Genomic DNA, 13486 nt, shown 5'->3' with positions numbered 1-13486 from the left:
GCCATATCGCTGTGAGGCTGGCCACAACCTGCGGACGGGACTCGGCGCGAGCGCCGTCGGCCTGTCACGCTGGACCCGATTCGTATGGCCGGGTCCGCCCGCCCGGCCGTCTCGCCGCACCGTTCACCTGCGGCGACCACGAATGCCGACGACTTCGCCGAATGCGAAACCGCCTGGGATGCAGAGGATGTGAAATCCCATGACCACCCCCCACATCTCGGACTCGATCGATCAGGACCCGACGAACAACGGATCGACGAGCCGCCACGCCGGAAGCATCCAGTCGCTGCGGGATCGGGCCATCGGCCTGCTGACCTGGCTCGGCGGCGCGGGCACGGGGATCGCCGACGACCACGAACGGTCCGGATACGCCGTGACCGGCGCGATGGTGCTGCTGTTCGCCGCGATATCGGGCACGGTCGTCGCGCTGGGGTCGGCGGCGGCGCAGTGGGCCGCGATCCTGGTGATCATCGCGACGGTGTTCACGGTGTTGTTGATCGGGACCATCTCGCGCGCCTTGGCGACCGCACCGCTGCCCGGACGCGGCGGCTCTCGAATTCGCTTCGGCGGCGGGCTGATCGGCCGCATCGTCGTGGCGGTGCTGGCGGGCGCGGTCGTGGCCGAACTCGCGAGCACCGTCCTGCTGGGCGGCACGATCGATCGCCGTCTGGGCGATTACGCCAGGCACGACGCGGAATCCGCGGCCTCGGTCGTCACCGCACGCAACGCCCTGGACCAGGCGAAGTCCGACCGCGACACGCTGAATCGCACGATCACCGGCGCACAGTCGGACATCCAGCAGGCCCTGATCATCGCCCGCTGCGAATACAACCCGACCCCGCAGTGCCCGCAGAACAAGATCACCGGCATCCCCGGTCAGGGTCCGGAGACCCGCACCGACAACAGCATGCTCGACGACGCCCGCACCCGCCTGGCCGCCGCGCAGTCGCAGGTACAGCCCACGCAGGATCGCGTCGACCAGCGGCAACAGGCCCTGGATCAGGCCCGCGCCGCCGCCGTCGGGACCGGCGATCGCGGCCTCGGCGCACGCTGGATCGCGTTGAACGGCTACACCTTCGGGCATGCCGGCGCATTCCTGCTGCGCCTGGCGACCCTGGTGATCACCGTGATGCTGACCCTGCTGCCGCTGCTGTCGCGCCGGTGGCGCGGGGAAACCACCTTCGACCGCCGTATCTCGGCGCGGGCGGTGGCCGATCGCGCCGAACAGGACGCCGAGGCCGCCATCGCGGTCAAACGCGCCGAGGTCCGCGTCGAGTCCGAGAAACTGCGCGCCGAACAAGAGTTGACCAGCACGCGCCTGGCCGTCCACGCCGACACCGTCATCGATCGCGAGAACGAGCGCCGCCGCGTCATCGCCTCCATCGGCGCGATGGAAATCGGCGTCACCGCGCCCCAGCGTCGTGCGGTCGCCGAATTCGAAGCGCTGGCGGAACTTCCGGCCAGCCCGACGTCGAACTCCCAGGAGGACACCGTGTCTCAGCCGTCGAATCTCCCCGCGCCGCTGCCGCAGAACGCGGTCGCCCCCGCCGCCGGATCCGGCGGCCTGGAACTCCCCATCATCGGCACCGTCCCCTTCACCGACACCGCCGCCCGTTGGATCCGCCCTCTGGTCCCCTCCTTCGTCACCGACGCCATCGACACCGCGACCCACCCGCTGCGCACGGTCCGCCAGGTCTTCGAGGAGACCGAGGAAATAACCTTCACCCTTCGCCGCACTCGCAAGGTGACCGTCGACTCGTCGGACTCGAATCCCCAACTCCCTGCCACCGTCGTGGACTCCACGTCGCAAGCCCCCACCGCCCAGTCGCCGTACGGCCTTCCTCCGGCCGATCGACTCAACCGCGTCACCGGGACGATCAGCCCCACCGAACTCGACCCCCGCACCTCCCGCCAACTCCCCCCGGGCTCCCGCTGAAATCGGCATTGCCGCGACACCTCTCGGCCCTATCCGGTCGGCAGGTGCCCCCTCCGCGACCGGGATTACCACGAGCGTCCGCGCGTAGGCGTCGAGTACCCACCGCGAGTCCGCAAAGCTGTTGCAGCGATTCATGGGTCGGCGGCAGCGCGACCGCGATCGAAGCCATGTGCGGCCGGATGGTTCTGTCGGCGCGACCGGATCGCCGCAGCGCGGTGAGCGGCGATATAGGTATCTCCTCTGGCTCCCACTGATATTTGGTCTTTGCTCTCGGTCGTTTTCCGGACTTACCGTGAAACAGTTCGACGAGACGCCGCCGAAAAAAACTCCGAATAATTTGTGGCGAGCGCATATTCATTTATCCGTCGAGCGGACGACTGTGCGATCGAGAGGATCTGTGGCATGACCACAATCGAGAACGGGACGAAGGCATTCGCGGGAAAGCGGGCCCTGGTGACGGGTGGTTCTCGTGGGATCGGGGCGGCCGTGGTGCGGCAATTGCTGGCCGCGGGGGCCGAGGTGCTCACGACGGCCAGGACGGCGACGAGCACGGTGCCGGAGAAGGCGAATTTCGTCGCGGCCGACGTGCGGACACAGGCGGGGGCCGCCGCGCTCGCCGCGGCCGCGCGAGACGTGCTCGGCGGCGTGGACATTCTGGTGCACAACGCGGGTGGTGCGCGACCGCATCCGAGCGGTTCGAGCATTCCCGACCAGGAGTGGCAGGATGCGCTGAACCTGAACCTGCTGTCCGCCGTGCGGTTGGACGCGCTGCTCACACCGGGCATGCGGGATCGGAAGTCGGGCGCGATCGTGCACATCTCCTCGGCGGCGGTGCCCACCCCGGTGCCGCCGTTCCTGCACTACACCGCCGCGAAGGCGGCCCTGGAGAACTACAGCCGAGGGCTGTCCGCGGAGTTGGCCCCGTTCGGAATTCGGGTCAACGTCGTCTCGCCCGGCAGGACCGCCACCCCCGGCGGCGAGCAGACGCGCGAGGAGTGGGCACGCCTGGACACCGCACCCGGTCAGGGTGATGTGCCCGCCGTACCGCTGGGCCGCGACGGCCAACCCGACGATATCGCCGAAGCGGTCCTGTTCCTGCTGTCCGACCGCGCGAGCTGGCTGACCGGCAGCAGCCTCGTCGTGGACGGCGGCGAATTCCACCGCTGAGCCGGACGATATTCCGGTTCGACACCCGCACCCCACCGAATTTCGAAGAAAGAAACGCAGGAATCCCGACATGGGCAGATACAGCGATAAAAATGCAGTGATCACCGGCGGCGGCAGCGGTATGGGTTTCGCGATGGCGAAACTACTGGTGGACGAGGGCGCACGGGTGATGATCACCGGCCGCTCTCGAACCACGCTCGACACCGCGCAGGAGCGACTGGGCGAGAATGCGGTGACCGTCCGGAGCGATGTCGCCACCATGTCCGATCTGGATATCCTCGCCGACCGCGCGAAACACGAATTCGGCACGCTGCAGGCGCTTTTCGTCAATGCCGGAATCGCACGCACCTCACCGCTGGAGGAGACGACCGAGCAGGAATACGACGAACTGTTCGCGATCAACGTCAAGGGCGCGTTCTTCACCGTGCAGAGACTCGCCCCGTTGCTGAGCACGGGCGCGGGCATCGTCCTGACCACCTCGAACGCGAACGTCATGGGCATACCGGCGACCAGCGTCTACGCGGCGGGTAAGGCGGCCGTGCGCTCGATGGCCCGCACCCTGGCCGCGGATCTGCTCCCGCGCGGCATCCGCGTCAACGCGATCGGCCCCGGCCCGGTGGACACGGGAATTCTGGAGAACGGAATGAACCAGGAGGCCGCCGCGCAATTCAAGGCGCAGGTGATCGCCGCCAACCCTATGCGACGTTTCGGAACACCGGAGGAAATGGCCAGGGCGGCAGCATTTCTCGCCTTCGAAGCCACCTACGTCACCGGCACGGAACTCGTCGTGGACGGAGGCGCGACACAACTCTGAACCACGGGTTCGCGGTTATTCCCGCGCACTGGAAGCCGAGGTCAGCGCACCTTCGGGGACGGCTCTGCACCAGTCCTCGCGCAGCAGAAGTTCCAGCAACGCCTGTTCGGCCGGACCGGGATCGCGCCGCACCGCGGCGACGACGGGTTGGGATACGAGCGGGAACACCGGTCGCGCGAGATGGCAGTATCCGTGCGGCACAGCCGATGCCGGGACGAGCGTCACACCCATCCCGTGCGCGGCCCAGCGCACGGCTGTCGCCGCCTGGGACACCCGGGCGACGGTCATCGGGGCGAGTGCGTTGTCCCGCAACGCATCTCGCAGCACCCCGTCCAGTGCGCTGTCGCGATCGAACCGCACCCACGGCTCGCCCTCCAGCTCCCGCAACTCGACCCGGTCCGCCGCGAGCAGCCGATGCCCTTCCCCCAGCACCACGACGAATTCCTCGTCACCGAGGTGATGGGCCAATGCCGCGCCCTCCTCACACGGTGCGGCAACCAGCACCAGATCCAGTACGCCGCGCCGGCCCAGCCGTTCCAGCTCGGCCGGATTCGGCTCCTCGAACACGGTCACCTCCAGCCGGGGAAACCGGCTGCGCAAGGCCGCCAGCGCCCGCGGCAACTGCTGCGTCCCCAACCCCATCTGCACCGCGACCAGCAGCTCCCCCTCCAACTCGTCGGCAGCCGCCCGCGCCGTGGCCCGCGCCCGCCGCGACGCGCTCACCGCGACCTGCGCCTCCCGCAGGAACGCCCGCCCGACCACGGTCGGCACCAGCCCCGTCGGCGTGCGCGCGAACAACTGCACACCGAGCTCCCGCTCCAGCCCCCGAATCTGCTGGGACATCGACGGCTGCGCGACGTGCAACAACTCCGCCGCCGCGGTCACCGACCCCACCTCCGCAACGGCCAAGGCGTATTCGTACTGGCGAAGCGTCATCGGCCCGAACCCTTCAATCCACTCAGCTGTAATCGGGTAATCGTCGTTACAACAAGTCATACGCCGCAGATCCGCGCCGCATTCCTGGAGCGGATGCGACATCGCCCTCGCAGCGCCTCGTCCGGGAACCCCGCCGAGGGCGCGAGGTCACGCCGTACCGCTGCGCTCGGGCCCTCCGACCTGAGCGACCAGCGACTTCACCTGCGTGTTCAGCAACGTCAGGAGTGTCTGCAGCGCCTCGGGGTCGCCCTCGGGCCGGATGCGACCGTGCATGACCGCGTCGGTGACGGTGTGTCGCCCGCCCGCGATCGCGCCGACGGTGGCGGCGTCCGATCGGAGCACGGCGGTGGCCGGGATTTCGCTTGTGCCGGTGGTGATCTCGGCGCGACCGTCGCTGATGCGCATGCGGGCGACGCTGTCGTCGATGTGGAATTCGTAATCGACCGCGAGGTTGCGCAGGGCGTCGGGTTCGAGACTGTCGGCGACGAAGACCAGCGCCCATTCGGCTCGGAACTGTTCGGCAGCGGCGCCTTGCTCGCTCAGGAAGCTGACCGCACGACGATGACCCGGCCGATCCCAGCGAGCCTGAGCCGATCGGAGAAATTCGCCTTCGCCCGACGCTCGGCCCTCGCCCAGCTGCGGGAACTCCCCGGCAGCGTGCAAGCAGTCCTGCGACGCGGCGGCGACAACAGCGCCCTCGCCCTGCGCACCGACCCGCCCGACAGCGAACTCACCCGGCGCGCACTCGAATCCGCGCAGGACGTCTACGACCCGGTATTACTGCACCACTGCCTGCGCTGCTGGTACGTGGGAGATCTGTTCACCCAGTTGGAACACCGCAGCTACGACGCCGAACTGTTCTACATCGCCTGTCTGCTGCACGATATCGGCCTCACCGACCGATATCGCCCCACCGGCGACGACACTCCCTGCTTCGCGATCCACGGCGGTGACCTGGCACAACGCGAACTCCGCGCGTGGGGCGCCGACGACGAGTTCGCGCGAACCGTATCCGAGGCGATCGCCGGGCACCTCGACGTCACCGTGCCACCCGAGACCGGCATCGAAGCCCATCTCCTGCACGCCGCCGCCCGCCTGGACGTCGTCGGCACCCGCCTCCCCGAAATCCCTCGCCACCTCATCCGGGAAATCCACATCCGCCACCCCCGAACCGAATTCGTCCCCACCTTCTCCCGCGCGCGCCCCGACTCCGGAATCGCCGTACTGTGGCGCACCGGAATGCGAATTCCCATGACACTCAATCCGATACGAACGATGACCTGAGCCGATCGGTCGGCGTGGTGGTCCTGCGAGGAAGATCGTTCCGCGATATTCGCCAGTGCGTTTCGCGGACGTGCGGTTGACTGGGCGGGTGATCGATTTCGACGTGGTTCACGTTTTCTGTGGCCCCGGCGGGCAGTTCGGGAACGAACTGGGGGTGATCCGGGACGGGTCGGTGTTCCCGACGGATGCCGGGCGGCTCGAGGTGGCGCGCGAGCTGGGGTTCAGCGAGACGGTATTCGTCGATGACGCCGAGCGGGCCGTCATCGATATCTGGACGCCGTCGGTGCGGCTGCCGTTCGCGGGGCATCCGTGTGTCGGGACGGCCTGGTTGCTCGACGCGGCCGAACTCGTCACCCGATCGGGGCGGGTCGGGGTGCGTCACGATGGTGAATTCACCTGGATCACAGCACGTCCCGAGTGGGCGCCGATGCGCACGCTACGCCGATTCGATTCCGCCGCCGCGGTGGACGCGCTCGAGGTGCCGCCGCCGGGTGCGTGGATCTACGCGTGGGCCTGGCAGGACGAGGCCGCCGGGCGGGTCCGGGCGCGGGCCTTCCCGGGCCGCGGTGACGCCATCGCCGAGGACGAGGCGACCGGCGCGGCCGCGATCCAGCTCACCGCGGCCCTGGGGCGGTCGCTGACCATCACCCAGGGCCGCGGATCGCAGATCACGACCGATCCGCGGCCGGACGGCTGGATTCGGGTCGGCGGGCGGGTTTCGCAGCACGCCAGGCGATGACGGCCGCCGCACCCAGGATCAGCGCGGTGGCGATCGCCGCGACGTGCACGCCCGAGACGAAGGCGTGCTGCGCCGAATGCAGCAGTAGCGCCGCGGCCCGATCCGGCAGCTGCTGTGCGACCTGTACTGCGCCACCGAGGGATTCGCCCGCGGTGGCCATCTGCGCCTCGGGTACCGCTGACAGATCCAGGCCGTGCCGGAACACTGCCATCACCACACTGCCGAGCACCGCGACACCGAGCGCGACGCCTGCCTCGTAGGCGGTCTCCGAGACCGCCGCGGCGGCCCCGGCGCGTTCCGCGGGTGCGGAGCCGACCACCAGATCGGCCGAAATCGTCAGTGCCACACCCACACCCGCGCCGACCAGCAGGAAGCCGACGACGAAGGCCGGTACGCCCGATCCCGCGTCGAGCCACAGGAATACCGCCGCGCCCACGGCCGCGAGCGCCAGCGCGCCGCCGAGCACCCGGCCCGGCTGCCACCAGCGGACCAGCCAGGCGCAGGCCAACGCCGTCACCATGCTCGCCGCCATACCGGGCAGCAGGAGCAGACCGGCGTCCAGCGGCGAACGTCCCAGCACCAGCTGTAGATACTGCGAACCGAAGAACAGCACCCCGGCCAGCGCGAACACCGCCAGCAGATTGGTCAGCACCGCGGTACGGAATCGCGGCCGCGCGAACAGCCGCAGATCCAGCATCGGATCGGCCAGACGTCGCTGACGACGTACGAACAGCACACCCGCGACCACGCCGACCAACGCGATCAGCAGCGGGGTGACCGCGACGCCGTGTGCGGCGATCTCCTTGACCGCGTACACGATCGGGACCAGCGTCAGCATCGACAGTCCCGCGCTGAGCACGTCGAACCGGCCCGGCTTCGGATCCTTCGACTCGGGGAGCAGCAGCGGGCCCAGCGCGATCAGCGCCGCCATCACCGGGAGGTTGATCAGGAATACCGAACCCCACCAGAAATGCTGCAGCAGCCAGCCGCCCAGCAGCGGCCCGAGCGCCGCACCGCCACCGGCCACGGCGCTCCACACCGCGATGGCGGTGGTGCGCTGGCGCGGATCGGTGAACATGGCGCGGATCAGGCCCAGCGTCGCGGGCATGAGCGTCGCACCCGCGACACCCTGCAGGGCTCGCGCGGCGATGAGCATGCCCGGATTCACCGACCAGGCGGCCAGTATCGAGGCCAGCCCGAATCCGGCCGCACCCAGCAGCAACAACTTGCGGCGGCCGATCCGGTCGCCGACCACGCCCATGGTGACCAGCAGTCCGGCCAGGACGAACGAGTACACGTCGATGATCCACAGCAATTGCGGCGTGCTGGGCGCGAGGTGGGCGCTGATCGCCGGGACCGCGATGTCCAGCACGGTCGCGTCGACGGAGATGAGCAGCAGCGCGAGGGCCAGGACGCCGAGTCCGGCCCAGTCGCGGGCGGTTGCCCGTTGCGGGGCGCGAGACGCCGCGGTGCGCGCGTGCGCGGTCCGGGTGCTCGCGGTGGGGGTTTCCATGATTCCTTCCTTTATTGACCGTCCAGACGGTACAGTATCAGAGGTAACCGTCCGGACGGTACAGTGATTCCCGTGACCGCCACGCGTGACCGCATTCTCGACGCTCTCGAAAATCTGCTAGTCGACCAGGGCATATCCCGGGTGACCCTGGAGAACGTCGCCGCGGCCGCGGGCGTCTCCAAGGGCGGGCTGCTCTACCACTTCAAGAACAAGGACGCCCTGCTGGCCGGACTGGTCCACCGCCTCGGCGAACGCGCCGACGAACAGGTGAAACACGCTGTCGGCCAAGGCAGATCACTCGCCGAGTGGTATCTGCAGAACCCCGACTCCTCGAACGAATCCGATGCCCTGGAACTGGCCCTGTACCGCTCGATGGTCGCCGCCATGCGCACCGTCGACGCCCACGACCAGCGCGACGACCAGGTCCAACAGGCCCTGACCGCGGTGATGGACGCCTGGAAATCCGGCCTCGACGCCGAATTCGAGGACCCGGTCCACGCGGAGATCGTCCGCCTCGTCGGCGACGGGGTGTACCTGCGTGCTCTGCTGGGTCTGTCGCCGATCGATCCGGATCGTTATCGCGAGGTCGTCACGCGATTGCTGAACCCGCCGTCATCGGGCAGGTGATCCGGAGAGTTGCCATAGACTCGGGCGCGTGTTTCCCGGAACTACCGCCGATCACACCGGTCCGTCCTCGCGGCGGACCGGGTCGAGTGCGGTGTCGGCGGCGCCGGTGTCGGGGCTCGACGGGCCCGAATCGATTCCGGCGCGGCCGCTGTCGTTTCGGGAATTGGTGGATCTGCCGTTCGCGGTGATTCAGGCGGATGTGCGCAAGCTGATCGTCTTCGTCGTCGCCGGGCTGGTGCTGGCCGAGGATCTGGTCGTCGCGATCACCTCCGGATGCTCCATCCTGACCGACGGGTCCGATAGCGGAACCGCCTGGTCGGCAATCCTTTCCACGGCCGTCACCGCATGGCTGCTGCGACTGTTCCTGCGCGGGGTAACGGTGCCGATCGGGGTGGCGCGGGCCCGGGACAGTGCGCTGACCTGGCGGGCGGCGCTACGAGCCTTCGGCGGCAAACTCGGTCCGCTGCTGCTGGATCGGCTGCTGCACACGGCGACCGGCGTGGTGGTTCCGGCCGCGTGGATCCTCGTGGCGCTGTGGGAACTCGGTTCGCTGCTGCACAATGACGCGCTGTTTTTCCTGGCGGTGATCGTGGGCGTCGTCGTGGCACTGGCAGCCGTGCCGACGGCGAGCTGGCTGCGGGCGCGGCGGATGTGCGTCGTCCCGGTGCTGTTCGCGGAGACCACGTCGTATGGTGGGGCCGTGGGGAGGGCGAAAATCCTTGCCGCCGGGGCAGAATGGCGGCTGGCCGGCCTGTGGCTGGCGCTGCGCGGTCTGCTGCTGGTGGTGGCCGTGCCGCTGCTCGGGCTGCCGCTGTTCGTGTCGGACTTCTCCGGCACCCACCGCTGGGCGGTGATCGTGCTGTCCACCGCGAGCGTTCTGCTGATCGCGGCCTTCGCCGAAGTGGTCGATTCGGCGACCAGCGTGGTGGTCGACATCGATCGCCGCTGCCGCCGCGAGGCCTGGGATGTGCGGATTCCCCGTCCGGCACACCGTAATACGGAGACGGCTCGGTGAACCGCGGCGATCTGCCTCCCGTACCGCCGTCCGAACCCGTTCCCGGACAACCGGATCCCGGCGCGATTCCGCCGCCGCCGCACCTCGGCCCGGCGGGCGCGCATCGCGGGGCCGCCGAACAAGCCGCCCTGCACAGCGATTTCAGCACCGCCCTGCGGGAGCGTTTCCGCGCGGTGGTCCGTGGTCTGGAGCAGGGCGGCGTACTCGAGGTCCAGCGTTCCCGTACCGCTCGGGAGACCGCCGCGAATGCCGCCGCCACCGCCCAGGCGACCGAACTTCCCGATGCGGCACATGATTTCGACGAGGTCGTCTACGGCGGCCGCCCCGCCACCGAGGCCGAATATCGCCGCCTGGAACAGGCCGACCGATACTCGCTCGCGCCACCGCCGCCGGACGAACCGGTCGAGACCCTCACGCGCGAACGTCGCTCGCGGCAATGGCGCATGCCGCCGCTGCCCGAACTGCTGCGCAACCCCAAGTTCTGGGCAGCGGTGCTGGGCGTCCTGGTGCTGGCGCTGATCGTCTACGTTCTGTTGCACCTGTCCGGCGCACCGAAGGCTCCCCCGACACCCTCACCGCCGCAGCACAATCCGTTTCCGAACGAACCCCCGCCCCCGCCGCCGACCCCGAGTCCGAACGACGCGGGCAGCGACTCGATCTTCGACCGGCTGCCGCACTGGCTCGCCTACGGCGGGCTGCAATGGCTGATCTGCGCCGCGATCGTGGTGTGGTGGCGGGCCCGCCGACGCGGCGCACTGGTCGGCGAACCACGCCCGGTCCAGGTCGCGGCGAACGAACTGCTCGCCGGGCAGGCCGCGCTGTACCGCAGAGCCACCGACCGTGATCACACCGCGGCCAAACTGCGCGCGGCCACGATGCGCCGGATCCGCCCGATCCTGGGCCTGACCGCCGACGCACCACCGGATCGAGTGATCGCGGCCCTCGGCACTCGCACCCGCACGGACCCGAACCTGCTGGGCGCGGTGCTGTTCGGGCCGGTGGCCGATGACGCCACCCTGGAAATGATTGCCGCACAACTGGACCGAATCGAGTCGGAGATCGCATGACAAAGGCCGAGACCAATCACGCCCCGACCGCGCAGGACGCCCTGCGTGCCTTCGGCGCGTTGCGTACCGAGATCGGCAAGGCCGTGGTCGGCAACGACCAGGCCGTCATGTTCCTGGTGCTGGCTCTGCTGTGCCGCGGACACGTCCTGCTGGAAGGTGTTCCGGGAGTGGCGAAGACGCTGCTGGTCCGGGCGTTGGCGATGGGCTTGGATCTCGAGCACTCCCGTGTCCAGTTCACGCCCGACCTGATGCCCGGCGACGTGACCGGATCGCAGATCTACGATCCGCATTCGGCCGAGTTCACCTTCCGCCGCGGACCGGTGTTCACCAATCTGCTGCTGGCCGACGAGATCAACCGCACCCCGCCGAAAACCCAGTCGGCCCTGCTGGAATCGATGGAGGAGCGGCAGGTCTCCGTCGCGGGGACACCGCAGCCGCTGCCCGATCCGTTCGTGGTCATCGCCACCCAGAACCCGATCGAGCAGGAGGGCACCTATCCGCTGCCGGAGGCGCAGCTGGACCGGTTCCTGTTCAAGGTCGACATCCGGCTGCCCGAGCGGGAGGACGAATTCCGCATCCTGCAACGTCATGCGGCCGGATTCGATCCCCGCGATCTGACCGCGGCCGGACTGCAGCCGGTGGCCGGACCGGCGCACATCACCGCGGCGCGGGCCGCGGTCGCGCGGGTGACGGTGAGTCCCGAGGTGCTCGCGTACATCGTCGACCTGTGCCGCGCCACCCGCACCTCCCCCGCGGTGCAGCACGGCGCCTCGACCCGCGGCGCGACCGCGCTGCTGGCCGCCTCGCGCGCACTGGCCTGGCTGAACGGACGCGGCTTCGTCACCCCGGACGACGTGAAACTCGTCGCGATAGTGGCGCTGCGGCATCGGCTGCAGTTGCGGCCGGAGGCGGAGCTGGACGGGGTGACGGCCGAGGCCGTGATGTCCTCGCTGCTGCTGTCGGTCCCGGTTCCGGTGTAGCGCAATGGTTGTCACCGGCCGATCGGCCATGATCGCGGCGGTCGCCGCGGTGATCGTCATGGTCGTACTGCCCTCGTGGGTGGGCGTCGTCGCGATGACCGCGCTGCTGGCCGTGTTGATCGTGATCGACGCGAGTGCCTCGGCCCGGGGCTCGGACCTGGAACTCCTCCGCGCGGATCTGACCACCGTGCGAGTCGGCCACGAGGCCGCGGTGGAACTCACGGTGACCAACCGCGGCCGCCGCACGGTGCGCGCCATGCTGTGGGACGACTGGCCGGACAGCGTCCGCGCCGATCGCCGCACCCATCGGCTGAACCTCGGGCCGAACACCCGGACCAGACTCGTCACCGCCATGACTCCCACCGGTCGCGGTGACCGGGTGGCCGGACCGGTCACCATTCGCCTGCTGGGCCCGCTGGGCCTGGCCGGACGGCAGATCCGCAGGCAGGCTCCCGCGCGCGTGCGCGCACTGCCGCCGTTCCGCAGCGAACGCATCCTGGCTTCGAAGGTCCGGCAGCTGCAGCAGCTCGAGGGCCGCAATGTGGTGAACATCCGCGGGCAGGGCGCCGAATTCGATTCCTTCCGTGAGTATGTCGCCGGTGACGACGTGCGGGCGATCGATTGGCGCGCCACCGCACGCGCGAGTGACGTCCTGGTGCGCACCTGGCGTCCGGAACGCAATCGGCACGTGCTGGTACTGCTCGATACCGGCCGATACAGCGCCGGACTGGTCGGCGGCGGCGCCTCCGGCAGTGCCGAGGCGACCCGGCTGGAAACGAGTATCGAGGCCGCGCTCCTGCTGAGCGGACTGGCCGCCTCGGCCGGAGATACCGTGGCCCTGCTCGCCTACGACCGCCAGGTCCGGGCCGAGGTGCGCACCGGCAGCGGCCAGGGCCTGCAACCCAAACTGATGCACGCGCTGGCCGGCATCGTGCCCGCCCTGGTCGACACCGATACCGAAGGGATGGTCCGCGCCGCGGTCCAGCGCACCCGCCGCCGCAGCCTGGTGGTCTGGTTCACCGGTCTCGACGGCGCGATGGTCGAGGAGAACCTCCTGCCGGTCCTGCCGGTACTGGCCCGACGTCACCGAGTCCTGCTCGTCTCGGTCACCGACCCCGATATCGCCACCGCGGCCACGCACCGCACCACCACCCCCGAGATCTACACCGCGGCCGCTGCCGAGAACCTGCTGGCCGAACGCGCTCTGGTCCAGGAATCGCTGCGCCGCAAGGGCATCGACGTCGTCGCAACCTCCCCGGACCGCCTCCCCGAGGCGCTCGCCGACGAATACCTGGAACTGAAGAAATCCGGAGCCATGTAGCCGACCGGGCCCGGGTTCGGCGCCCGGCTCAGCGGGCGCGTCGGTGGCGCGAACCGATGCCGTTCGACGTCGACAGGCGGCGGAGGC

13 protein-coding genes are annotated in these 13486 nt (G+C 69.4%); 10 read left to right on the top strand and 3 right to left on the bottom strand.

Annotated elements, in window-relative coordinates:
• Positions 1-199 precede the first annotated feature (199 nt).
• The 3 genes from ON40_RS00395 (at position 200) to ON40_RS00385 (ending at position 3917) form a co-directional block, all read left to right on the top strand.
• On the top strand, positions 200-1936 hold the full coding sequence (locus ON40_RS00395) for a DUF4407 domain-containing protein (protein WP_083895296.1): 1737 nt from the start codon (positions 200-202) through the stop codon (positions 1934-1936).
• A 402-nt stretch (positions 1937-2338) separates the two neighbouring features.
• Complete coding sequence (locus ON40_RS00390) at positions 2339-3103, top strand: SDR family oxidoreductase (RefSeq protein WP_040817038.1); 765 nt, start codon at positions 2339-2341, stop codon at positions 3101-3103.
• 70 nt (positions 3104-3173) lie between these two features.
• The gene (locus ON40_RS00385) at positions 3174-3917 is read left to right on the top strand and encodes an SDR family oxidoreductase (protein WP_040817036.1); all 744 of its coding nucleotides are present in this window, start codon (positions 3174-3176) and stop codon (positions 3915-3917) included.
• Between the two features lie 15 nt (positions 3918-3932).
• On the opposite strand, the gene ON40_RS00380 is transcribed toward ON40_RS00385, so the two are convergent.
• Positions 3933-4853: a LysR family transcriptional regulator gene (locus ON40_RS00380; RefSeq protein WP_051192430.1), complete on the bottom strand. Its 921-nt coding sequence runs from the start codon at positions 4851-4853 to the stop codon at positions 3933-3935.
• Between the two features lie 147 nt (positions 4854-5000).
• Positions 5001-5516: an SCP2 sterol-binding domain-containing protein gene (locus ON40_RS51515; protein WP_157186135.1), complete on the bottom strand. Its 516-nt coding sequence runs from the start codon at positions 5514-5516 to the stop codon at positions 5001-5003.
• Here ON40_RS51515 and ON40_RS00370 point away from each other — a divergent pair.
• Together ON40_RS00370 and ON40_RS00365 are read left to right on the top strand one after the other, a co-directional pair.
• The gene (locus tag ON40_RS00370; protein ID WP_373281814.1) at positions 5511-6137 is read left to right on the top strand and encodes an HD domain-containing protein; all 627 of its coding nucleotides are present in this window, start codon (positions 5511-5513) and stop codon (positions 6135-6137) included. The two genes, ON40_RS51515 and ON40_RS00370, sit on opposite strands and share 6 nt — an antisense overlap.
• 88 nt (positions 6138-6225) lie before the next feature.
• Positions 6226-6876: a PhzF family phenazine biosynthesis protein gene (locus ON40_RS00365; protein ID WP_040817220.1), complete on the top strand. Its 651-nt coding sequence runs from the start codon at positions 6226-6228 to the stop codon at positions 6874-6876.
• On the opposite strand, the gene ON40_RS00360 is transcribed toward ON40_RS00365, so the two are convergent.
• Positions 6806-8389: an MFS transporter gene (locus ON40_RS00360; protein WP_040817030.1), complete on the bottom strand. Its 1584-nt coding sequence runs from the start codon at positions 8387-8389 to the stop codon at positions 6806-6808. The two genes, ON40_RS00365 and ON40_RS00360, sit on opposite strands and share 71 nt — an antisense overlap.
• Before the next feature lie 72 nt (positions 8390-8461).
• Between ON40_RS00360 and ON40_RS00355 the strand changes: the two genes are divergently transcribed.
• From ON40_RS00355 to ON40_RS00335, 5 genes are read left to right on the top strand one after another with little or no spacing between them, the layout of a single operon-like run.
• Positions 8462-9016 (top strand): TetR/AcrR family transcriptional regulator, encoded by a 555-nt coding sequence (locus tag ON40_RS00355; RefSeq protein WP_040817217.1) that lies wholly within the window; start codon positions 8462-8464, stop codon positions 9014-9016.
• 28 nt (positions 9017-9044) lie between these two features.
• Positions 9045-10031: a hypothetical protein gene (locus tag ON40_RS00350; protein ID WP_051192426.1), complete on the top strand. Its 987-nt coding sequence runs from the start codon at positions 9045-9047 to the stop codon at positions 10029-10031.
• Positions 10028-11098, top strand: coding sequence for a DUF4129 domain-containing protein (locus ON40_RS00345; RefSeq protein ID WP_245567595.1), 1071 nt, complete (start codon positions 10028-10030; stop codon positions 11096-11098). Before ON40_RS00350 ends, ON40_RS00345 begins: the two co-directional genes overlap by 4 nt.
• Positions 11095-12078, top strand: coding sequence for an AAA family ATPase (locus tag ON40_RS00340; RefSeq protein ID WP_040817027.1), 984 nt, complete (start codon positions 11095-11097; stop codon positions 12076-12078). The genes ON40_RS00345 and ON40_RS00340 overlap by 4 nt, the downstream gene beginning before the upstream one ends.
• Positions 12079-12082: 4 nt before the next feature.
• A complete protein-coding gene (locus tag ON40_RS00335; protein WP_040817025.1) occupies positions 12083-13399 on the top strand; it encodes a DUF58 domain-containing protein in 1317 nt (438 codons plus the stop codon).
• The last annotated feature ends 87 nt before the right edge of the window (positions 13400-13486 follow it).

The sequence above is a fragment of the Nocardia jiangxiensis NBRC 101359 genome (assembly GCF_000308615.1).
Classification (GTDB): Bacteria; Actinomycetota; Actinomycetes; order Mycobacteriales; family Mycobacteriaceae; genus Nocardia; species Nocardia jiangxiensis.
This window is presented reverse-complemented; position numbering and strand designations above follow the sequence as displayed.

Bases quoted from the DNA above. Each gene is read 5' to 3' on its own strand.
- ON40_RS00395 (WP_083895296.1), top strand. From the start codon at position 200: ATGACCACCCCCCACATCTCGGACTCGATCGATCAGGACCCGACGAAC.
- ON40_RS00390 (WP_040817038.1), top strand. From the start codon at position 2,339: ATGACCACAATCGAGAACGGGACGAAGGCATTCGCGGGAAAGCGGGCC.
- ON40_RS00385 (WP_040817036.1), top strand. From the start codon at position 3,174: ATGGGCAGATACAGCGATAAAAATGCAGTGATCACCGGCGGCGGCAGC.
- ON40_RS00380 (WP_051192430.1), bottom strand. From the start codon at position 4,853: ATGACGCTTCGCCAGTACGAATACGCCTTGGCCGTTGCGGAGGTGGGG.
- ON40_RS00360 (WP_040817030.1), bottom strand. From the start codon at position 8,389: ATGGAAACCCCCACCGCGAGCACCCGGACCGCGCACGCGCGCACCGCG.
- ON40_RS00340 (WP_040817027.1), top strand. From the start codon at position 11,095: ATGACAAAGGCCGAGACCAATCACGCCCCGACCGCGCAGGACGCCCTG.
- ON40_RS00335 (WP_040817025.1), top strand. From the start codon at position 12,083: ATGGTTGTCACCGGCCGATCGGCCATGATCGCGGCGGTCGCCGCGGTG.